Origin of the sequence: Zobellella endophytica (assembly GCF_003012775.1) — a bacterium.
GTDB lineage: Bacteria > Pseudomonadota > Gammaproteobacteria > Enterobacterales > Aeromonadaceae > Oceanimonas > Oceanimonas endophytica.
The window spans coordinates 217,375-236,564 of the sequence record NZ_PXYG01000004.1 but is presented as its reverse complement, the minus strand read 5'-3'; the positions used below and the strand labels follow the sequence as shown (position 1 = coordinate 236,564).

General features: G+C 62.9%; 21 protein-coding genes. 13 read left to right on the top strand and 8 right to left on the bottom strand.

What is annotated here, in order from left to right:
- Positions 1-6: 6 nt before the first annotated feature.
- A complete protein-coding gene (coaD, locus tag C7H85_RS11610; protein ID WP_106729862.1) occupies positions 7-486 on the top strand; it encodes a pantetheine-phosphate adenylyltransferase in 480 nt (159 codons plus the stop codon).
- Positions 487-489: 3 nt separating this feature from the next.
- Here coaD and mutM read toward each other — a convergent pair whose 3' ends face one another.
- From mutM to radC, 4 genes are all read right to left on the bottom strand, one after another.
- Positions 490-1,302, bottom strand: a complete 813-nt coding sequence (gene mutM, locus C7H85_RS11605; protein ID WP_106729861.1) for a bifunctional DNA-formamidopyrimidine glycosylase/DNA-(apurinic or apyrimidinic site) lyase — start codon at positions 1,300-1,302, stop codon at positions 490-492.
- A gap of 93 nt (positions 1,303-1,395) precedes the next feature.
- On the bottom strand, positions 1,396-1,563 hold the full coding sequence (gene rpmG, locus C7H85_RS11600; protein WP_094040656.1) for a 50S ribosomal protein L33: 168 nt from the start codon (positions 1,561-1,563) through the stop codon (positions 1,396-1,398).
- An 11-nt stretch (positions 1,564-1,574) separates the two neighbouring features.
- Positions 1,575-1,811, bottom strand: coding sequence for a 50S ribosomal protein L28 (rpmB, locus tag C7H85_RS11595; protein ID WP_014291125.1), 237 nt, complete (start codon positions 1,809-1,811; stop codon positions 1,575-1,577).
- A 131-nt stretch (positions 1,812-1,942) separates the two neighbouring features.
- Positions 1,943-2,617 carry a RadC family protein gene (gene radC / locus C7H85_RS11590; RefSeq protein WP_106729860.1) on the bottom strand — a complete coding sequence of 225 codons (675 nt, stop codon included), beginning with the start codon at positions 2,615-2,617 and terminating at the stop codon, positions 1,943-1,945.
- 112 nt (positions 2,618-2,729) lie between these two features.
- Between radC and coaBC the strand changes: the two genes are divergently transcribed.
- The 4 genes from coaBC to mscS all read left to right on the top strand — a co-directional run bounded on the left by coaBC (position 2,730) and on the right by mscS (position 5,971).
- A complete protein-coding gene (coaBC, locus tag C7H85_RS11585) occupies positions 2,730-3,938 on the top strand; it encodes a bifunctional phosphopantothenoylcysteine decarboxylase/phosphopantothenate--cysteine ligase CoaBC (RefSeq protein WP_106729859.1) in 1,209 nt (402 codons plus the stop codon).
- Positions 3,922-4,380, top strand: a complete 459-nt coding sequence (dut, locus tag C7H85_RS11580) for a dUTP diphosphatase (protein ID WP_106729937.1) — start codon at positions 3,922-3,924, stop codon at positions 4,378-4,380. Before coaBC ends, dut begins: the two co-directional genes overlap by 17 nt.
- Before the next feature lie 17 nt (positions 4,381-4,397).
- Complete coding sequence (gene slmA / locus C7H85_RS11575) at positions 4,398-4,994, top strand: nucleoid occlusion factor SlmA (RefSeq protein WP_106729858.1); 597 nt, start codon at positions 4,398-4,400, stop codon at positions 4,992-4,994.
- 101 nt (positions 4,995-5,095) lie between these two features.
- Positions 5,096-5,971 carry a small-conductance mechanosensitive channel MscS gene (gene mscS, locus C7H85_RS11570; RefSeq protein WP_106729857.1) on the top strand — a complete coding sequence of 292 codons (876 nt, stop codon included), beginning with the start codon at positions 5,096-5,098 and terminating at the stop codon, positions 5,969-5,971.
- Positions 5,972-6,018: 47 nt separating this feature from the next.
- Here mscS and pyrE read toward each other — a convergent pair whose 3' ends face one another.
- Together pyrE and rph are read right to left on the bottom strand one after the other, a co-directional pair.
- Positions 6,019-6,660 carry an orotate phosphoribosyltransferase gene (gene pyrE / locus C7H85_RS11565; protein ID WP_106729856.1) on the bottom strand — a complete coding sequence of 214 codons (642 nt, stop codon included), beginning with the start codon at positions 6,658-6,660 and terminating at the stop codon, positions 6,019-6,021.
- A gap of 88 nt (positions 6,661-6,748) precedes the next feature.
- Positions 6,749-7,471, bottom strand: a complete 723-nt coding sequence (rph, locus tag C7H85_RS11560; RefSeq protein ID WP_106729855.1) for a ribonuclease PH — start codon at positions 7,469-7,471, stop codon at positions 6,749-6,751.
- Between the two features lie 157 nt (positions 7,472-7,628).
- On the opposite strand from rph, the gene C7H85_RS11555 reads away from it, so the two are divergent.
- A complete protein-coding gene (locus C7H85_RS11555; RefSeq protein WP_106729854.1) occupies positions 7,629-8,492 on the top strand; it encodes a YicC/YloC family endoribonuclease in 864 nt (287 codons plus the stop codon).
- Positions 8,493-8,951: 459 nt separating this feature from the next.
- The gene (locus C7H85_RS11550) at positions 8,952-9,740 is read left to right on the top strand and encodes a glycosyltransferase family 32 protein (protein WP_106729853.1); all 789 of its coding nucleotides are present in this window, start codon (positions 8,952-8,954) and stop codon (positions 9,738-9,740) included.
- A 27-nt stretch (positions 9,741-9,767) separates the two neighbouring features.
- On the opposite strand, the gene C7H85_RS11545 is transcribed toward C7H85_RS11550, so the two are convergent.
- Positions 9,768-10,919, bottom strand: coding sequence for a cytochrome P450 (locus C7H85_RS11545; RefSeq protein WP_106729852.1), 1,152 nt, complete (start codon positions 10,917-10,919; stop codon positions 9,768-9,770).
- Between the two features lie 409 nt (positions 10,920-11,328).
- Here C7H85_RS11545 and C7H85_RS11540 point away from each other — a divergent pair, with 409 nt between their 5' ends.
- The 6 genes from C7H85_RS11540 (at position 11,329) to C7H85_RS11515 (ending at position 18,710) form a co-directional block, all read left to right on the top strand.
- Positions 11,329-13,287: a methyl-accepting chemotaxis protein gene (locus C7H85_RS11540; RefSeq protein ID WP_106729851.1), complete on the top strand. Its 1,959-nt coding sequence runs from the start codon at positions 11,329-11,331 to the stop codon at positions 13,285-13,287.
- A gap of 268 nt (positions 13,288-13,555) precedes the next feature.
- Positions 13,556-14,185: a guanylate kinase gene (gmk, locus tag C7H85_RS11535; protein WP_106729850.1), complete on the top strand. Its 630-nt coding sequence runs from the start codon at positions 13,556-13,558 to the stop codon at positions 14,183-14,185.
- 49 nt (positions 14,186-14,234) lie between these two features.
- Positions 14,235-14,510, top strand: a complete 276-nt coding sequence (rpoZ, locus tag C7H85_RS11530; protein WP_106729849.1) for a DNA-directed RNA polymerase subunit omega — start codon at positions 14,235-14,237, stop codon at positions 14,508-14,510.
- A gap of 102 nt (positions 14,511-14,612) precedes the next feature.
- Positions 14,613-16,730, top strand: coding sequence for a bifunctional GTP diphosphokinase/guanosine-3',5'-bis pyrophosphate 3'-pyrophosphohydrolase (spoT, locus tag C7H85_RS11525; RefSeq protein WP_106729848.1), 2,118 nt, complete (start codon positions 14,613-14,615; stop codon positions 16,728-16,730).
- A 99-nt stretch (positions 16,731-16,829) separates the two neighbouring features.
- The gene (locus tag C7H85_RS11520) at positions 16,830-17,873 is read left to right on the top strand and encodes an alpha/beta fold hydrolase (RefSeq protein WP_106729847.1); all 1,044 of its coding nucleotides are present in this window, start codon (positions 16,830-16,832) and stop codon (positions 17,871-17,873) included.
- A gap of 42 nt (positions 17,874-17,915) precedes the next feature.
- On the top strand, positions 17,916-18,710 hold the full coding sequence (locus tag C7H85_RS11515; RefSeq protein WP_106729846.1) for a Cof-type HAD-IIB family hydrolase: 795 nt from the start codon (positions 17,916-17,918) through the stop codon (positions 18,708-18,710).
- A gap of 1 nt (position 18,711) precedes the next feature.
- Here C7H85_RS11515 and C7H85_RS11510 read toward each other — a convergent pair whose 3' ends face one another.
- Entirely contained in the window at positions 18,712-19,158 is a 447-nt protein-coding gene (locus tag C7H85_RS11510; protein WP_106729845.1) for an EVE domain-containing protein, read from the bottom strand.
- Positions 19,159-19,190: the final 32 nt, after the last annotated feature.

Here is a 19,190-nt window from a genome sequence, read left to right as displayed (position 1 = left end):
CATAGCATGAGCATCAGGGTTATTTATCCCGGCACCTTCGATCCCATCACCAATGGTCACCTGGATCTGATCGAGCGGGCGTCCAGGCTGTTCAACGAGGTGATCGTGGGGGTGGCGTTCAGCCCGAGCAAGCGGCCCATGTTCTCCCTCGACGAGCGGGTCGCGCTGGTGCAGGAAGTGACGGCATCCCTCGGCAACGTGACCGTGGTCGGCTTTTCCGGCCTGCTGGTGGATTTTGCCAGGACGCACCAGGCCAACGTGCTGATCCGCGGCCTGCGCGCCGTGTCCGATTTCGAATACGAGTTTCAGTTGGCCAACATGAACCGCCGGCTGATGCCGGAGCTGGAAAGCGTGTTCCTCACCCCGGCGGAGGAAAACTCCTTCATCTCTTCCACCCTGGTGAAGGAAGTGGCCATCCACGGTGGCGATATCGCCCAGTTCGTGCCGCCGGCGGTGGCCGAGGCGGTGGCGCAGAAGCTGAGCTGATCCTCAGCGCTGGCACAGGGGGCAGAACACGGTGCTGCGGCCGTTCATACGCAGCTCCCGCAGCAGGCCGCCGCAACTCGTGCAAGGCTGGCCGGTGCGGCCGTATACCTGCAGTTCCTGCACGAAATAGCCGGGCTTGCCGTCGCTGCCGGTAAAATCCTTCAGGGTGGTACCGCCCTGGCCGATGGCCCGCGCCAGTACCGCTTTGATCTCCCCGGCCAGTTTCAGGTAACGCTCCCGGCCGATATTGCCCGCCTCCCGCCCGGGGTGGATACCGGCGGCGAACAACGACTCGTTGGCGTAGATATTGCCCACCCCCACCACCACCTGGTTATCCATGATGAACTGCTTGATGGCGGTCTTGCGGCCCCGGCTGCGCCGGTACAGGTAGTCGCCGTCGAAGGCGTCGGTGAGCGGCTCCGGCCCCAGCCTGGCCAGCAGTGGGTGCTGCTCCGCCGGCGCCCGGGTCCACAGCAGGCAGCCGAAGCGGCGCGGATCGTTGAGCCGCAGCAGCTTGCCGTTGGCCAGCTCGATGTCCACGTGATCGTGCTTGCCCGCCGGTGTGCCGTGGGGCAGCACCTTGAGGTTGCCGGACATGCCCAGGTGTAGGATGGCGGTGCCCCAGTCGGTCTCCAGCAGCAGGTACTTGGCCCGGCGACGAACGCCGGTGATGGTGAGGCCGGCCAGCTCCTGGATGTCCGCCGGTACCGGCCAGCGCAGGCTGGGATTGCGCACCACCACCCGCATCACCGACTCGCCCAGAACAAAGGGGGTGATGCCCAAACGGCTGACTTCGACTTCTGGTAACTCCGGCATCTCGCTCTCCTGTTGCGCTGAGGCGGCAGTATAGCCAAGGTGGCGGCTATAAAAAAACCCGGCCGGGGCCGGGTTTTTTGCGAGGGCGCAATCTTACTTGATTTTGCCTTCTTTGTAGATCACATGCTGGCGGATAACGGGATCGAATTTTTTGATCTCCATTTTCTCGGGCATGTTGCGCTTGTTCTTGGTCGTGGTGTAGAAGTGACCAGTACCAGCGCTGGAGTTCAGGCGGATCTTCTCGCGAATACCTTTAGCCATGGGTTATCTCCTTAGACCTTTTCGCCACGGGCACGCAGGTCAGCCAGGACACTGTCGATACCTTTTTTGTCAATAATACGCATACCCTTGGTGGTGATGCGCAGTTTTACAAAACGCTTCTCGCTCTCAACCCAGAAACGGTGAGTCTGCAGGTTGGGCAGGAAGCGACGCTTGGTGGCGTTGTTCGCGTGAGAGCGGTTGTTACCAACAGCTGGCCGCTTACCAGTTACTTGGCATACTTTAGACATGTCAGTCTTCTCCAAAACTTACTTTTGCTCGAGCAATCAATCACCCCGTTGGCCGTCTATCGGGGCAAAATAAGGCGGCAATTTATACAGCATACTGAGCTCGAGATCAACAAAAAGCCAAGCGCCCGGCACTAAAGCCAGCCACGCTCGGCAAAAGATACGGTTTCACCATCACCAACCACCAGATGATCCAACACCCGGATATCCAGCAGCCCCAGAGCAGCTTGAATACGTTCGGTGATCATGCGATCCGCCCGGCTGGGCTCGGCCACTCCGGATGGATGATTATGCACCAAAATCACCGCCGCGGCACCCAGTTTGAGCGCCTGGGCCACGATTTCCCGCGGGTAGACCGCCGCCGCGTCCAGGGTGCCGAAAAACAGCTCGTGAAACCGGATCACCCGGTGCTGGTTGTCGAGCAACAGCAGGGCAAAGACTTCCCGGTCCTGATCCCGCAGTTGCGCCTGCAGGTACTGGCGGGTCAGCTCCGGGCTGGTGAGCGCATGCTCGCGCATCAGCTTTTCATCCAGGAAGCGGCGCATCAGCTCCAGGCTGGCCTGCAGCTGCACGTATTTGGCCAGCCCGAGACCCGGGCCCTCGCAAAACTGCTGCTGGTCCGCCAGCAGCAACTGGCGCAGGGAGCCGAACTGGCTCAGCAGGGTACGTGCCAGGGTCACCGCGTCCATGCCCCGGCTGCCGGTGCGCAGAAAAATCGCCAGCAGCTCGGCGTCCGACAGGCTGGCCGGCCCGCGGCACAGCAGTTTCTCCCGGGGCCGCTCCCCCTCCGGCCAGTCCTTGATGCTCATCCCGCTTCTCCCCCGACACCACCGTTAAAGCCTAGTCCAGCCGGCGGCCATGGCCGCACCCTTCACCCTTTTGTGGTAATCTGGTCCGCCTGTCAGCCTGTGGAACACAGCCATGTCATTAACGGGAAAACGCATTCTTATTGGGATCACCGGTGGTATCGCGGCCTATAAAAGTGCCGATCTGGTCCGCCGGCTGAAAGAACAGGGCGCCGCGGTGCGGGTGGTGATGACCGACTCCGCCAAGGCCTTTATCACCCCGCTCACCCTGCAGGCGGTATCGGGCGAACCGGTATCGGATACCCTGCTGGATCCGGCAGCGGAGGCCGGCATGGGCCATATCGAGCTGGCCAGGTGGGCCGACCTGGTGCTGATTGCCCCGGCCAGCGCCAACACCCTGGCCCGGCTCGCCGCCGGCCTGGCCGACGATCTGCTGACCACCCTCTGCCTGGCCACTCCGGCCCCGGTTGCCCTGGCCCCGGCCATGAACCAGCAGATGTACCTCAATGCCGCCACCCAGGCTAACCTGACGACCCTGGCCGGCCGAAAAATCCCCATCTGGGGCCCGGCCCAGGGCAGCCAGGCCTGCGGCGATGTCGGCCCGGGCCGCATGCTGGAGCCGCTGGAGCTGGTGGCGCTCATCGAGCAGCATCTTGCGCCCAAAATGCAGCCATTGGCGGGGATCAAACTGATGCTCACCGCCGGCCCCACCCGCGAGCCGCTGGATCCGGTGCGTTTCCTCTCCAATCACAGCTCCGGCAAGATGGGCTTCGCCCTGGCGGCGGCGGCGGCGGCGCTCGGGGCCGAAGTCACCCTGGTGAGCGGCCCGGTGGCCCTGGCCACTCCTGCCGGCGTGACCCGCATCGATGTGGAAAGCGCCCGCCAGATGCACCAGGCGGTCATGCGCCATATCGGCAGCCAGCATATTTTCGTGGCCTGTGCGGCGGTGGCCGACTACGCCCCCAGGACGGTGGCCGAGCAGAAAATCAAGAAGACCGACAGCGACACCCTGGTCATCGAACTGACCAAAAACCCCGATATCGTGGCCGAAGTGGCGGCCTTGCCGGGCAAGCCCTTTACCGTGGGATTTGCGGCCGAAACCCGGGATGTGGAAAAATACGCCCGGGACAAGCTCAGCCGCAAGGGGCTGGACATGATCGCTGCCAACGACGTGTCCCTGGCCGGGCAAGGCTTCAACAGCGACGACAACGCCCTCACCGTGTTCTGGCCCGCCGGTCGGGCCGAGCTGCCGCTGGCTGGCAAAACCGAGCTGGCCCGGCACCTTATGACCTTAATTGCAGAAAAATATAATGAAACCCATTGAACTGAAAATTCTCGACCCCCGCGTGGGCACCGACTTCCCGCTCCCCGCCTACGCCACCCCCGGCTCCGCCGGCCTCGATCTGCGCGCCTGCCTGGACGAAGCCCTGGAGCTGGCTCCGGGTGACACCAGACTGATCCCCACCGGCATTGCCATCCACATCCAGGATCCCGGGCTGTGCGCCACCATATTGCCCCGCTCCGGCCTGGGCCATAAGCACGGCATCGTGCTGGGCAATCTGATTGGCCTGATTGACTCTGACTACCAGGGTCAGTTAATGGTATCCTGCTGGAACCGGGGAAGGGACCATTTCACCGTGCAGCCGGGGGAGCGGATTGCCCAGCTGGTGATTTTGCCCGTGGTTCAGGCCCAGTTTACCCTGGTGGATGAATTTGACGCCAGCGAGCGGGGAGAGGGCGGTTTCGGCTCTTCCGGTCGTCACTAACACAGTCGAGCACGCCTATGGCCAATACCCAGAACAAGAAAAACCGTCGTGAACAAATCCTGCAGGCCCTGGCCCACATGCTGGAAACCAGCCCGGGGCAACGGATCACCACCGCCAAGCTGGCGGCGGCCGTCGGCGTGTCGGAGGCGGCCCTGTACCGCCATTTTCCGAGCAAGGCGCGGATGTTCGAAGGGTTGATCGATTTTATCGAGGAGACGCTGTTTTCCCGGATCAATCTTATTCTTCAGGATGAAAAGGACAGCGCCCTGCGCCTGCGTTACATACTGCAACTGGTGCTGGGGTTTTGCGAACGCAACCCGGGCATCACCCGCCTGCTCAACGGCGATGCCCTGCAGGGCGAGCACGAACGCCTGCTGCTGCGCATCAATCAATTGTTCGACCGGCTGGAAACCCAGCTCAAGCAGGTGATGCGTGAACGCCGCCTCTACGAAGGCGAAGGCTATGCCGAAGACGAGATCGTGCTTGCCAACCTGCTGCTGGCCTATGCCGAAGGCCGCATCAACCAGTACGTTCGCAGCCAGTTCAAGCTCAAACCCACCCACAATTTCGACAGCCACTGGCAACTGCTGCACCAGCAGCTGGTCGCCGTATAGTTGTCAACCGACTCCCGCCTGCCCTTGTCGGGAGTGTTCGCCGGCAAGCAGGGCCCGCCCTGCCCTTGCCAATACCGATAACGACCAAAAGGCACGAGTAAATGGAAACAGACATCATCAGCACCAATTTCCTGGAAGAGGCCCAGAGCTGGATTGTGAACAACCAGGGGCTGATCATCGAATACGCGGTAAACATCGCCGCCGCCCTGCTGACCCTGATCATCGGCTTTATTGCCGTGGGCATGCTGACCGGCGGCCTGAACAAGGTGATGCGGGCCCGCAAGATCGACAACACCATCTCCGACTTCGTCACCAGCCTGATCAAGTACGGCCTGCTCGCCTTCGTGATCATCGCTGCCATGAGCCGGGTCGGGGTGCAGACCGCCTCCTTCGTGGCCATCGTCGGTGCCGCCGGTCTGGCCGTCGGCCTGGCGCTGCAGGGCTCCCTGTCCAACTTCGCCGCCGGCGTGCTGCTGATCGGCTTCCGCTTCTTCAAGGCCGGTGACTACGTGGAGGCGGGCGGTACCGCCGGTACCGTGCACTCGGTGCAGATCTTCACCACCATACTGTTGACCCCGGACAACCGCATGATAGTGGTGCCCAACTCCAAGATCCTCAACGACAACATCATCAACTATTCCAGGGAAAAAACCCGTCGTATCGATCTGGTGATCGGCGTTTCCTACAGCGCCGACCTGAAAAGGACCAAGGACGTGCTGACCCGGGTTATCGAACAAGATCCCCGCATCCTCAAGGAGCCCGCCTGCACCATAGCGGTAAACAATCTGGGCGCTTCCTCGGTGGATTTCGTGGTGCGCCCCTGGGTGCAGGCTGCGGACTACTGGAGCACCCGCTTCGATCTGCTGGAAAAGATCAAGAACGAGCTGGACGCCAACGACATCGGCATCCCCTTCCCGCAGATGGATGTGCACCTGCACCAGCAGGAGTCCCGGCGGTTAAAGGAGGAAGTGGTCTGATCCCGCCGTCATCAGCCACAAAAAAGCCGCTTTCAGCGGCTTTTTTATTAGATTCCGTACTGCTCCCGGTAGGCCCTGACCCGCTCCAGGTGCTCGGCCAGCTCCGGCTGCTCACTCAGGTAATCGATCAGATCCGCCAGGGTGATGATGGCGGTCACCCGGGCCTGGTAGTCCCGCTCCACCTCCTGGATGGCCGACAGCTCGCCCTTGCCTTTCTCCTGCCGGTCCAGCGCGATCAGCACCCCGGCCAGGGTGGCGCCGTTGGCCTGGATGATGTCCATCGACTCCCGGATGGCGGTGCCGGCGGTGATCACGTCGTCCACCAGCATGATGCGTCCCGCCAGCTCGCTGCCCACCAGGTTGCCGCCCTCGCCGTGATCCTTGGCCTCCTTGCGGTTGAAGCAGTAGGGCACGTCCAGGTCATGCACCTCGGCCAGTTGCACCGCGGTGGCGCTGGCGATGGGGATGCCCTTGTAGGCGGGACCGAACAGCACGTCGAACGCCACCCCCGAATCAACCAGGGCGACGGCGTAGAAGCGGCCGAGCCGGGCCAGGTCGCGGCCGCTGTTGAACAGGCCGGCATTGAAGAAATAGGGGCTCTTGCGCCCGGATTTGAGGGTAAATTCGCCGAACTTGAGCACGGACTTGCTCATGGCGAACTCGATAAACTCACGCTGGTAGGCTTTCATTCTGCTCTCCGCAATATGGGTTGTTTACAGAGGGTCGGCTTATCGGGCCTGCCCTCTGCCTGACATCAGTGTCGTAAAGACCCGCGGCTTAACCGGCAATCGCCCGGCGCTGGTGCTCCACCAGCTCGTCGATACTCTGTCGGGCCAGGGCCAGCATCGCCAGCAGCTCTTCATGGCTGAAGGGCTCGCCTTCCGCCGTGCCCTGCACCTCTATCATTTTTCCCTCGGCGGTCATCACCACGTTCATGTCGGTTTCCGCCGCCGCGTCCTCGGTGTATTCCAGATCCGTCACCGCCAGCCCGTCGACGATGCCCACCGACACGGCCGCCACCAGGGTCTTGAGCGGGTTGGCGGCGATCACGCCCTTTTCCCGCATCCATTGCAGGGCGTTGGCCAGGGCCACGCAGGCGCCGGTGATGGCGGCGGTACGGGTGCCGCCGTCGGCCTGGATCACGTCGCAGTCCACAGTGATGGTGTGCTCGCCCAGGGCCTTGAGATCCACCGCCGCCCGCAGGGAGCGGGCGATCAGCCGCTGGATTTCCATGGTGCGGCCGCCCTGCTTGCCCTTGGCCGCCTCCCGCTGCATCCGGCTGTGGGTGGAGCGGGGCAACATGCCGTATTCCGCCGTCACCCAGCCCTGGCCCTTGCCTTTCAGGAAACGGGGCACCCCGGTTTCCACGGTGGCGGTGCACAGCACCTTGGTGTGGCCGAATTCCACCAGCACAGAGCCTTCCGCGTGACGGGTATAATTGGTGGTGATGGTGACCGGCCGGATTTCATCGGCCGCGCGTCCGCGAGCTCGTGTTGACATGGCATTCTCCAAGTGGGGTTAAAACCGCATCGCCCGATGGGCGAAGTGGCGCCATTATAGAGAAACTGGACGGCCATTGCATGCGGGCAACCATTGGCGCCGACCCGAGCCTGTGTCACACTCGGTGTATGAAGGTCCACATACTACAGAGAATCGCATGATCCACAGCATGACCGCCTACGCCCGGCAGGAATTCAAGCAAGACTGGGGCACCGCCGTGTGGGAAATCCGCTCGGTCAACCAGCGCTACCTAGAAACCTACACCCGTCTGCCCGAACAGTTCCGCGGCCTGGAGCCCATGGTGCGGGAGAAACTGCGCGCCCGGCTGCAACGGGGCAAGGTGGAATGCGGCCTGCGCTTCGAATCCAACCTGGCCAACCAGGGCCAGTTGCAGATAAACAAGGCCCTGGCCGAGCAGTTGATCGAAGGCGCCACTTGGGTGATGGAGAAGGCCGGCCACGGCAGCATGAACCCGGTGGACATACTGCGCTGGCCGGGGGTGATGGAAGCCCAGGCCCAGGACATGGACACCCTCAGTAACGCCCTGATCGCCTGCCTTGACCAGGTCATCGACGACTTCCTCGCCGCCCGCGCCAGCGAAGGCGACAAGCTGAAAGCACTGATCGAACAGCGGCTTGACGGCATAGAGCAGGAAGTGGCCAAGGTAAAAACCCATATGCCCGACGTGCTGGCCTGGCAACGCCAGCGCCTGCAGGAACGCTTCGAAGAAGCCAAGCTGGAGCTGGATCCGCAGCGGCTGGAGCAGGAAATGGTACTGCTGGCGCAGAAGGTGGACGTGGCCGAAGAGCTGGACCGCCTGGTCACCCACATCGGCGAGACCCGCAAGATCCTCAAGAAAGGCGGCGCCTGCGGCCGGCGGCTGGACTTTATGATGCAGGAGTTCAACCGCGAGTCCAACACCCTGGGCTCCAAGTCGATCAACGCCGACATCACCGCCTCGGCGGTAGAGCTGAAGGTGCTTATCGAGCAGATGCGGGAGCAGATCCAGAATATCGAGTAATATTTCGCCTCGTTATCTGCTCAATCCGGCCCTTGTGTTACAAGGGCTTTTTGTTTCCGGTGAAACTCAAGGAGCGGTGGTTCGCTTCAATATGGCGGAAACTGGCACCTGTGAGTAACCCGGGTGTCACATTGGTTTGGTAACAAGCCTTTTTACGGCAGAGATTACCGTAAAAAGACGAAAGTCGAGCCTGAAACCAGCCGGGCAGCTGTCGGTTGGCCTGCCGGGCCGCGTTCAGCTGCTGCCCACCATTTTCCCGGGTCTGCCATATTCCCAGTTTATTGATGGGAGCAACCGTCGTTGGCGCAGCACTTCGTCAATGGTGGTGGGTAGCCGTTCAGCGGACGACGCCGGCGCCTTGGAACAATGAGAACATGGCCGACATTCAGGGTCGGCTCCCGGGCCCGGCATGCTAGAATAACCCGGTCTTTAACGCCATCAATCATCACAGGAGCCCCCGTGAAGGCCCATATACTGCTGACCAGCCGGTTGATCAAGCTGTTCGCCAACATCACCAAGGTGCTGTGCTACGGCTTCCATGCCCTCTTCCCCGACCAGCGCTTTACCCTGCCGGAACGCTCCGGTGCCCTGCTGAAGGGCAAGAACAGGCCGATACCGCGCATCATCTGGCAGACCAACTTCACCAACAGGGTGACCCTACCGGTCTACCTCAACTACCTGTTCAACCGGCTGATCTCGCCCACCTTCGAGTATCGCTTCATGATCACCGAAGCGCGGGCCGACTTTATCAGGGCCCATTACCCGGACGAGATTTTCGAGCAGTATTCCAGGCTGCAGATCGGGGCCGCCCAGGCCGATTTCTGGCGGCTGCTGGTGCTGCAAAAACACGGTGGCGTCTACCTGGACATCGACGCCCACGCGGTGTGGCCACTCGGTTTTATCATCAGGCCGGAGCATCAGGAGCTGTACATCATCCGCAAGGGTGACGAACTGACCAATTACTTTATCGCCAGCCGGCCGGACAATCCCAACCTGGCCAGGCTGATCGCCCGGGTGCTGCAAAACATTCGGGAAAACACCATCGAAGGGGTCTACAACCTGACCGGGCCGGGGGTATTCAACCAGGTACTGGATCACCGTCGGGTGCCCACCACCTTCTATCGCTACACCTGCAGCCAGGGCAGTTTCACCAACGAGTATTTCCAGTACATCGACAAGCCCCAGGGTAAGTGGACCAAGGAGCAGCACAAGGTGAGCGTGGTCCGCCAGGAGCCCCCGCAACAGTAACCCCCCGCTCCGGTCGTCCGGAGCGGCTTATTCCAGCCCGACCCAAAGAGTGCTGAATCCGCTGCCCGGGTAACGGGCCCTGACCGGCTCTCGTCCGGGTGACAGGGACCACCCGTCGCTCGCCTGCAGCAGCGCTGCCAGCACCAGCCGCAGTTCCAGCCTGGCCAGGGGAGCGCCCGGACAGACGTGGATACCGGCGCCATAAAGCAGGTTGTCCGCCGGATCCCGATCCAGGCGGAACTCGTCCGGATCGCCGAACACCGCCTCATCCCGGTTGGCCGACGCCCAAAGGATGGAAATCCGCTCGCCCGCCACCAGCGTTCGGCCGCCCACCTCGACTTCCCTGGTGGTGACGCGGCGGTTGCTGATCAGGGGCGCATGAATGCGCAGGATCTCGTCGATGGCGGCGGGCAGCAGCGAGGCATCCTGGCGCAATTGCCGCTGCACCTCGCCATGCTCGGCCAGATAGTGGATCAGGATGCCGATGCTGGCGGTGATGGTGCCGAGCTCACCCACCGTCCAGTTGCGCAGCAGGCTGACCAGTTCCTCGTCGGCCAGCGGCCGCCCCGATATCCGTTCCCGCAGCAGGACGGTGGTCAGATCGTCCGGGGCCTCGGCGCCCAGTGCTCTGCGCTCCGCCAGCAAGGTGGGGATATAACCGTCGAACTCGATCGCCACCGCCGCCAGTCGGGCCCGGTCACCGGCCAGGGTCGCCCGCTGGTGGTTCAGGGTCCACTGACGCAGCGGCTCGTGCAGCGAGGCCGGCCAGCCGAGAAAGGCGCATTGTACCTGCAGCGAGAACGGCTGGGCCAGGCCTGCTACCATCTCGCACTCCCCCCTGGGCAGGGCCGCGACCAGACGACGGGCCAGTGCCCGGCAGGCCGGCTCGAAGGCCGCCATGCGGTTTTCATCGAAATAAGGCTCGATCAGCCGCCGGTACCGGCCATGCTCCGGCGGATCCATGCCGTTCGGCACGGACAGATGGCAGGATACAGCATTGCTGAAACCGTGGTGATCCTCGAGGATGCGACGCACCTCCCGGTGGCCGAACACCGACCATTGCAGATAGTCGCTGTAGGCAACAGGACATCGCCGGCGCAACTCATCATAGGCGGCGATCTGATCCTGCAGTACGGCTTCGGCCCTGGGATCCCAGTCGCTTTGGGGTTTATCGGCCATTGTGGCTCCTTCTTTTCACCACCGGCGGTGGCGTGCCGGTATCAAGCGCCAGACAGGCTGCCATTGCTGCATAAAGCCCCGGGTTCGCCCTTGATCGGGATCACGGATAAGGTGCATTTAAAATATCACGGCCCCTCATGCCCGCCATTCGCCATGATATTTTCAACATTTCCCGCTATTTATTGGTGTACGACACAATATCTTCAACATTTCCTGCTATTTATCGGTGAAGGGCTCGCCGACGCTGGCAAAGGGACTCAAAACGGCATTAAGCTGATTCCATCCCAGTCTCGCCGGAGCACGACGCCCTTACCCGAATCGTCACCACACGCACTAAAAAAACTAACAACCAATAACGTAGAGCACCGCCGGCAACGAACGCATGCCGGCACATCTTAGGGAGAAGAATATGAACCGCTGGCATCGCCTCGGCATGCGCGCCCGTCTGTTTATCGCCACGGCCCTGCTGCTGGCCGTTCTCGTCCTGCTGGTGGTGATACTGCAATCCACCCTCAACGGCCGGGATCGGCTGTCCCGGCTGCAGCACGACGAACTGCCCACCGCGCTCTCGGCCATCGCGGCCCAGGTTCAGGCCAGGCTGAATACCGTCATCGCCGGCTCCGAAGCCCTGGCCAAGAGCCCCTTTATCCTGGACTGGATTGCCGCCGGCGCCCCGGCGGATCAGCTGCCGCAGATACAGGCGGCCCTGGCCCAGGTGCAGGACTCGCTGCAGGCCACGGCGGTGTTCATGGCCACCAATGACGGCCGGGAGGTGCGCTACCACCACTACGAAGACGGCAAGCTCGACTGGCGACGGATGTCCGCCGACAATCCCGACGACGCCTGGTACTTCAGCTACCTGAATGGTGGCCGGCCCTTCGAGCTGAACCTGGACACCAACGCCTTCAGCGACGAGCAATTGCTGATGTTCGTCAACTTCCGCAGCAGCCGTACCAACCCGGCGGATCAGCCGCTGAACGTGGCCGGCGGCGCCATGAACATGAGCCAGCTCGGCGCCCTGATCCGGGAGTTTCGCATCGGGGCCGGGGGTAAGGTAATGCTGGTGCAGCCTTCCGGCCTGGTCGATATCCACCCGGACATGAACCAGGCCGGAAGGCTCGACCTGGGCAGCCAGCCCGAGCTGGCCGGGCTGCTGTCCGGCAAAAGCGAGCAGGGCCGTATCCTCCGCCTGGACTGGCGGGGGGAAGAAAAATTCATCGGCGCCATCTGGATGCCCGCCTTGCAACGCTTCCTGGTGGCCGAAGTGCCCACCGCCGACATCCTGGGTGAAATCCGCCACAACCAGCTGACCACCCTGGGTATCGCCGGCCTGCTGCTGGGCCTCGGGCTGGTGTTGCTCTACCCCATGGCCGGCGCCCTGATCGCCCCCCTGGCCTCGTTGCGCCGCCAGATCAGCGACACCGCCGACAGCCTGGACCTGCGGGTACACTTCGAAACCCGGGATCAGGCCGAAATCGGCCACCTGTGCCGGCAACTGAACCTGCTGATGGACAAGCTGCGCCAAACCCTGAGCGAAGTCCGTCATGTCAGCGACGAAACCGAAGTGGTGGTGGAGCAGTTGCACGGCGGGGCCCGGGAAGCGAGTGACTCCTTCCACCTGCAGCAGTCGGCGCTGGAGCAGATCACCCGGGTCATGCACGGCATCACCACCCAGGTGGCCGACATCGCCACCAACGCCGGCGAAGCCGGCCGTTACTCGGAAGAAGGCAGCGCCGTGCTGGACGCGGCGGAGCGGCAGTTGGAGCAGAGCTACGGTGCCATCGGTCGCCTGGAGCAGGACATGCTGGATGCCAAGGCGCGGATGGAGTCCCTGCGCCGCCACAGCGACGACATACTGCACGTGCTGGAGGTGATCCGCAGCATCTCGGATCAGACCAACCTGCTGGCGCTCAACGCCGCCATCGAGGCGGCACGGGCCGGCGAGCACGGCCGCGGCTTCGCCGTGGTCGCCGACGAGGTGCGCCAGTTGGCCCAGCGCACCCAGAGCTCCACCACCGAAATCCAGAACATGATCGACAACCTGCGCAACGCCAGCACCCAGGTGGCCGAGCAGATGGACATCAGCGCCGGCAGCAGCCAGCACGGCCTGGCCAGCCTGACCAGCACCCGGGAGCAGTTGCGACAGATGAGCCGGCGCCTGGAGGAAGTGTTCGCCATCAACAGCAGCATGAGCACCGGCACCCGGGCCCAGCAGGACGCCATCGGCCAGATCCACGAGGGGCTGCAGCACCTGGCCGAACAGGGCGCCCGGGCCAGCACCATGGCCCAGCAGGCCGCCAGCGCCAGCCAGCACCTGAGCCAGCAGGTCGGCCGGCTGCGGGACAAGGTAATGGTGTTCCAGTGCTGAGCCGACCGGTGGTCCCGGTTTTTCACGCATAACTATTCGGTTTTTACGAGGCTTTGGGCAGGTAAAAACTGATAGAGCCGAAGCAGCCACCTGATCATAATGAAATTTGCGTGGAGGGCACTTCCGCAGCAAGCTATAGTTACTTTTGATTGGCCGTTGTGTTTGCAACGGCCATTTTTTTATCCGCCGGCTTCTGGTAAGCTTTGCCGCCCCTGGTTCCAGCCGCCATGCTCGGCGCTGGCAGACAACCTCGAACGGGCTCGACACTATGGCGCACAGCGGTACCTTATTTATCATTTCCTCTCCCAGCGGCGCGGGCAAGTCCAGCCTGATCCGGGCCCTGCTCGAACGCCCCAGTGCCGACGGCAAGCTGCAGGTTTCGGTCTCCCATACCACCCGCGACAAACGCCCCGGTGAAGAGGATGGCGTGCACTACCACTTTGTCGACAAGGCGCAGTTCGAGCGGCTTATCGAGCGGGGCGCCTTCTACGAGTGGGCCGAGGTGTTCGGCAATTATTACGGTACCTCCCGCGAATGGATTGACCAGTTGCTGGTGCAGGGCATCGACGTACTGCTGGACATCGACTGGCAGGGCGCCCGCCAGATCCGCAAACAGTCGCCCAGCGCCAAGTCCATCTTCATCCTGCCGCCCAGCCGGGAAGAGCTGGAGCGCCGGCTGCACGCCCGCCAGCAGGACAGTGCCGAGGTGATCAAAAACCGCATGGCCAAGGCGGTGTCGGAAATGTCCCATTACGATGAATACGACTACCTGCTGGTCAACGACACCTTCGAGCATGCGCTGAACCAGCTCAGCGCCATTATCGAGGCCGAGCGCGCCAATACCGGCAAGCAGGCGGTACGTTACCAGGACTTGCTTTCCCGGCTACTGGCGGAATAAGCTAAGATCCATTAGAATTTTGCACCTTTTTTAATCATTGGAGTCCATCATGGCACGCGTTACTGTTGAAGATGCTGTAGAACAGGTTGGTAACCGCTTCGATCTGGTCCTGGTTGCCGCCCGTCGCGCCCGCCAACTGGCCACCCAGGGTAAAGAACCGCTGGTCGATGAAGAAAACGACAAGCCCACCGTGGTCGCCCTGCGCGAAATCGAGGAAGGCTTGGTCAACCATGCGGTCATGGACGTCCAGGATCGCCAGGAGCAGCAGGAGCTGGAAGCCGCCGAGCTGGCCGCCGTGGCCGCCATCGCCGAAGGCCGCAGCTAACTCCGGTTTTGCCCTCCGGCCCGCGCCGGCGGGCCCGTTCCCGGCCTGAACGGGCCTCACCTCTGAATTATGTGCAAACGGCGTTGACTGTCGGGGTACCACTTGTATCTATTTGAATCACTCAAGGAACTTTCCTCCGGATATCTGCCGGCCGAGCAGGTAGAGCAGCTGAAAGCGGCCTATATCGTGGCCCGGGACGCGCACCAGGGACAGACCCGCTCCAGCGGCGAACCCTATATCACCCATCCGGTGGCGGTGTCCCGCATTCTGGGCGAGATGCACCTGGATCACGAAACCCTGATGGCCGCCCTGCTGCACGACGTGATTGAAGATACCCCGGTCACCAAGGAGATGCTCGAACAGCAGTTCGGCAAGCCGGTGGCGGACCTGGTGGAAGGGGTGTCCAAGCTCGACAAGCTCAAGTTCCGCGATCGCAAGGAAGCCCAGACCGAAAACTTCCGCAAGATGGTACTGGCCATGACCCAGGACATCAGGGTTATCCTGATCAAGCTGGCCGACCGCACCCATAATATGCGCACCCTGGGCGCCCTGCGCCCGGACAAGCGCCGCCGCATCGCCCGGGAAACCCTCGAGATCTACGCCCCCATCGCCAACCGGCTCGGTATCCACAGCATCAAGAACGAGCTGGAAGAGCTGGGCCTGGAGGCGCTCTACCCCATGCGCACCCGGGTATTGCGCGAGTCGGTGCGCCGGGCCCGGGGAAACCGGCGAGAGATCATCCAGTCCATCCTGGAAGAGATCAAGGGCCGGCTGGACGACGCCCGTATCGAAGCCCTGGTCAAGGGCCGGGAAAAGAACCTGTTCTCCATCTACAAGAAGATGGTGAAGAAAGAGCTGCAGTTTCACGAAGTGATGGATATCTACGCCTTCCGGGTGATCGTCAGGGACATCGACACCTGCTACCGGGTGCTGGGCCAGATGCACACCCTGTACAAGCCCCGCCCCGGCAGGTTCAAGGACTATATCGCCATTCCCAAGACCAACGGCTACCAGTCGCTGCACACCTCCCTGGTGGGGCCGCACGGGGTGCCGGTGGAAGTGCAGATCCGTACCGAATACATGGATCAGATGGCCGACAAGGGGGTGGCGGCCCACTGGGCCTACAAGCAGGACGGCGAAAGCTCCGGCACCACCGCCCAGGTGCGCGCCCAGCGCTGGATGCAGAGCCTGCTCGAGCTGCAGCAGAGTGCCGGCTCCTCCTTCGAGTTCATCGAAGGGGTCAAAACCGATCTCTTCCCCGACGAAATCTACGTGTTCACCCCGGAAGGCCGCATCCTGGAGCTGCCCTCCGGCGCCACCCCGGTCGACTTCGCCTATGCGGTGCACACCGATATCGGCCACGCCTGCGTCGGCGCCCGGGTCGACCGGCAGCCGTTCCCGCTCAGCCAGCCGCTGCACTCGGGCCAGACGGTGGAGATCATCACCGCCCCCAGCGCCCGGCCCAACGTGGCCTGGCTCAACTTCGTGGTCACCTCCCGCGCCCGCACCAAGATCCGCCAGTTCCTCAAGAACCTGCGCACCGAAGAGTCGGTGCTGCTGGGCAAGCGGCTGCTCAACCACGCGCTGGGCGCCAAGAACCTGGAAGACATTCCGGCCGAACGCATCGCACAGGTGCTGAAGGACACCAAGCACGGCTCCATCAACAACCTGCTGGCCGACATCGGCCTCGGCAACGCCATGAGCGTGGTGGTGGCGCGCCGGCTGCTGGGCAAGCTGGACGAGATCCCCGCCGAGCGCAACAAGACGGCGAAGAAGATGCCGATCCGCGGCGCCGACGACATGCTGCTCAACTTCGCCAACTGCTGTCGTCCCATCCCCGGCGATCCCATCGTGGCCCACATCAGCCCGGGCAAGGGGCTGGTGGTGCACCTGGAGTCGTGCAAGAACATCCGCGGCTACAGCAAGGAACCGGACAAGTACCTGCCGGTGCAGTGGGACATGGAGCAGGATTTCGACTTCGAATTCAAGACCGAGATCGGCATCGAGATCATCAACCATCAGGGGGCCCTGGCGGAGCTGGCCAACGTGATCGCCGCCACCGGCGCCAATATCCACAGCATCAGCACCGAGGAGAAAGACGGCCGGGTCTATGTGGTGGAGTTGTTGATCACCACCAAGAGCCGTATCCACCTGGCCAATATCATGCGCAAGATCCGGGTCACCCCCAACGTGCTCAAGGTGTACCGGCAGCGCAAATAGGTCCGGGTGTTGATCAAATAACGACATTTCATCTCCCGGGCTTTAGCGGTAAACTGCTCCGCAATTTGTTGCGCCCGGTTTACCACCACGGAGCCCGTTATGCTCGGTCGCCTGCTTTTGCTCGGGGTCTGCCTGCTTATGAATACCGCCATCGCCTCGCCCTTGCGCCTGACCACCGAAGCCGAACTGAACACCCTCGGTCCGGCGGGACTGGAGGTATTCTGGCGGCAACAGGCGACGGAAGGCACCTTTAGCGGCAGCGGCGATCTTTCGTTGCCCTTCGCCAAGCTCAGTTCCGCCGACCACGACAAGGCGGTGATCCTGGTCAACGGCCGCACCGAAAGCTATCTCAAGTACCGGGAGCTGGCGCGGGATCTGTTCAACAACGGCTATGACGTCTATCTCTACGATCACCGGGGCCAAGGCCTGGCGCCGCGACTGCTGGACGACCCACTGCTCGGCTATGTCGCCGATTTCGACGATTATGTACAGGATCTGGAGCGGTTCGTGCAACAACAGGTGCTGCCGGATCGGCCCGGACAGCTCTACCTGCTGGCCCACTCCATGGGCGGCACCGTCTCCGCCCTGTGGCTGAGCGAGACCCGGGTCAGGCTGCAGGCGGCGGTGCTTTCCTCTCCCATGATGGGCATCTATCTCGGCCCCCTGCCCCGCTGGTTCGCCAGGGGCCTGGTCCGGGTGCTGCAGACCGGCTGCCACTGGCTGGGCTACCAGCACTGCTACGCCCCCGGCCAGGGCGGCGGCTACCAGGAGCCCGAGTTCGCCGATAACGATCTGACCCACAGCCCGCTGCGCTACCGGCTGTTCCGCCAGCTCTACCGGCAACGGCCCGAACTGCAGCTGGGCGGGGTCAGCCTGCACTGGCTGGCGCAGAGCTTCAGCGCCGCCGACCGGGCCATCGCCCGCGCCCATCGCATCACCACACCCCTGCTGGTGCTACAGGCCGGCGCCGACGTGGTGGTCGACAATGGGGCGCAGCAGGCGTTCTGCCAGGCCCTCGGCCACTGTGAAGGGGGCGGCCCCCTGGTGATTGCCGGGGCCGCGCACGAACTCTTTATCGAACAGGATGACTACCGCCAGCAGGCACTGGGACCGGCCCTGGCGTTCTTCGACCAGCATCCGTAAGCCGGGCACCGCCGTGCCCCCAACCGCCAACAGGACTGCCCTATGTACAACGTAATAGTGTCCGATCTCGACGGCACCCTGCTCAACCGCCATCACCAGGTTTCCGACTACACCCGGGAGGTGCTGCACCAGTTGGTGGCCCGGGACATCGAATTCATCGTCGCCACCGGCCGCCACTACGTGGACGTGCGCTCCATCCGCGACAAGCTGGGGCTGAACGTCAGCCTGATCACCAGCAACGGCGCCATGGTGCACAATCCGGACGACAAGCTGATCTATAACCAGACCATCCCCGCTGAGATGGTGGAGGATCTGGTCGGCCGCTTCCGCCTGCCCGGGGTGCACCTCAACATGTACCGGGGCGAACACTGGCTGGTGGAGGAAGACATGCCGGGCATGCTCGACTTCAGCCCCGACAGCGACTTCCGTTACCAACTCACCGATCTGCGCGCCACCGCCAAGCAGGGGGTGGAAAAAGTGTTCTACGCCGGCGATCACCAGCAACTGCTGCAGGTGGAGGAAATGCTGCTGGCCCACTTCGGCGACCGGCTCAACGTCACCTTTTCCCTGCCCCAGTGCCTGGAGGTGATGCACGGCGAGGTCAACAAGGGCTCGGCGGTGGCCTCGCTGATGGGCCTCAAGGGCGTGCCCCTGCAACGGGTGATCGCCTTCGGCGACGGCATGAACGACTACGAGATGCTGTCCGGCGTCGGTCGGGGCGTGGTTATGGCCAACGCCCATTCCCGGCTGCGGGACGCCCTGCCCCACCATGAGCGCGCCCTGAGCGCCGACGAGGACGGCGTGGCCCGTTACCTGGCCGGGGTGTTCGGGCTCTGACTCAGGCCATCGCCAATATCGCCTGCCACTGCTCCGGGGTGACCGGCATCACCGACAGCCGGCTGCCCTTCTGCACCAGCGGCATCCCGGCCAGGGCCGGGTTGGCCTTCAGCGCCGCCAGCGGCAGCAGCGGCAGGCGGCGCTCGAAGGCCAGTTCCACCGCGTACCAGGTAGGCTGGTCCGGATTGGATTTGGCGTCGAAATAGGTGCTGCCGGGATCGAAGGCGAAAGGGTCGGGAAAGCCGGCCCGCACCACCCGGCCGATGCCGGCGATGCCCACCTGCTTGCAGCTGGAATGGTAGATAAACACTTCGTCACCTTCCTGCACCTGGTCACGCAGGAAGTTGCGCGCCTGATAGTTGCGCACCCCTTCCCAGATGGTATTGGCCCGGGCCAGATCGTCGATGGAAAAGGTGTCGGGCTCGGTCTTGAACAACCAGTAGGCCATGGTGCTCCCTCGTCATTTATTTGCGCCGCCCG

Bases quoted from the DNA above. Each gene is read 5' to 3' on its own strand.
- C7H85_RS11540 (WP_106729851.1), top strand. From the start codon at position 11,329: ATGAACCGCTGGCATCGCCTCGGCATGCGCGCCCGTCTGTTTATCGCC.
- radC (WP_106729860.1), bottom strand. From the start codon at position 2,617: ATGAGCATCAAGGACTGGCCGGAGGGGGAGCGGCCCCGGGAGAAACTG.
- coaBC (WP_106729859.1), top strand. From the start codon at position 2,730: ATGTCATTAACGGGAAAACGCATTCTTATTGGGATCACCGGTGGTATC.
- mutM (WP_106729861.1), bottom strand. From the start codon at position 1,302: ATGCCGGAGTTACCAGAAGTCGAAGTCAGCCGTTTGGGCATCACCCCC.
- mscS (WP_106729857.1), top strand. From the start codon at position 5,096: ATGGAAACAGACATCATCAGCACCAATTTCCTGGAAGAGGCCCAGAGC.
- coaD (WP_106729862.1), top strand. From the start codon at position 7: ATGAGCATCAGGGTTATTTATCCCGGCACCTTCGATCCCATCACCAAT.
- rph (WP_106729855.1), bottom strand. From the start codon at position 7,471: ATGTCAACACGAGCTCGCGGACGCGCGGCCGATGAAATCCGGCCGGTC.
- slmA (WP_106729858.1), top strand. From the start codon at position 4,398: ATGGCCAATACCCAGAACAAGAAAAACCGTCGTGAACAAATCCTGCAG.
- pyrE (WP_106729856.1), bottom strand. From the start codon at position 6,660: ATGAAAGCCTACCAGCGTGAGTTTATCGAGTTCGCCATGAGCAAGTCC.
- rpoZ (WP_106729849.1), top strand. From the start codon at position 14,235: ATGGCACGCGTTACTGTTGAAGATGCTGTAGAACAGGTTGGTAACCGC.
- rpmB (WP_014291125.1), bottom strand. From the start codon at position 1,811: ATGTCTAAAGTATGCCAAGTAACTGGTAAGCGGCCAGCTGTTGGTAAC.
- gmk (WP_106729850.1), top strand. From the start codon at position 13,556: ATGGCGCACAGCGGTACCTTATTTATCATTTCCTCTCCCAGCGGCGCG.
- C7H85_RS11510 (WP_106729845.1), bottom strand. From the start codon at position 19,158: ATGGCCTACTGGTTGTTCAAGACCGAGCCCGACACCTTTTCCATCGAC.
- rpmG (WP_094040656.1), bottom strand. From the start codon at position 1,563: ATGGCTAAAGGTATTCGCGAGAAGATCCGCCTGAACTCCAGCGCTGGT.
- C7H85_RS11520 (WP_106729847.1), top strand. From the start codon at position 16,830: ATGCTCGGTCGCCTGCTTTTGCTCGGGGTCTGCCTGCTTATGAATACC.
- C7H85_RS11555 (WP_106729854.1), top strand. From the start codon at position 7,629: ATGATCCACAGCATGACCGCCTACGCCCGGCAGGAATTCAAGCAAGAC.
- C7H85_RS11545 (WP_106729852.1), bottom strand. From the start codon at position 10,919: ATGGCCGATAAACCCCAAAGCGACTGGGATCCCAGGGCCGAAGCCGTA.
- C7H85_RS11515 (WP_106729846.1), top strand. From the start codon at position 17,916: ATGTACAACGTAATAGTGTCCGATCTCGACGGCACCCTGCTCAACCGC.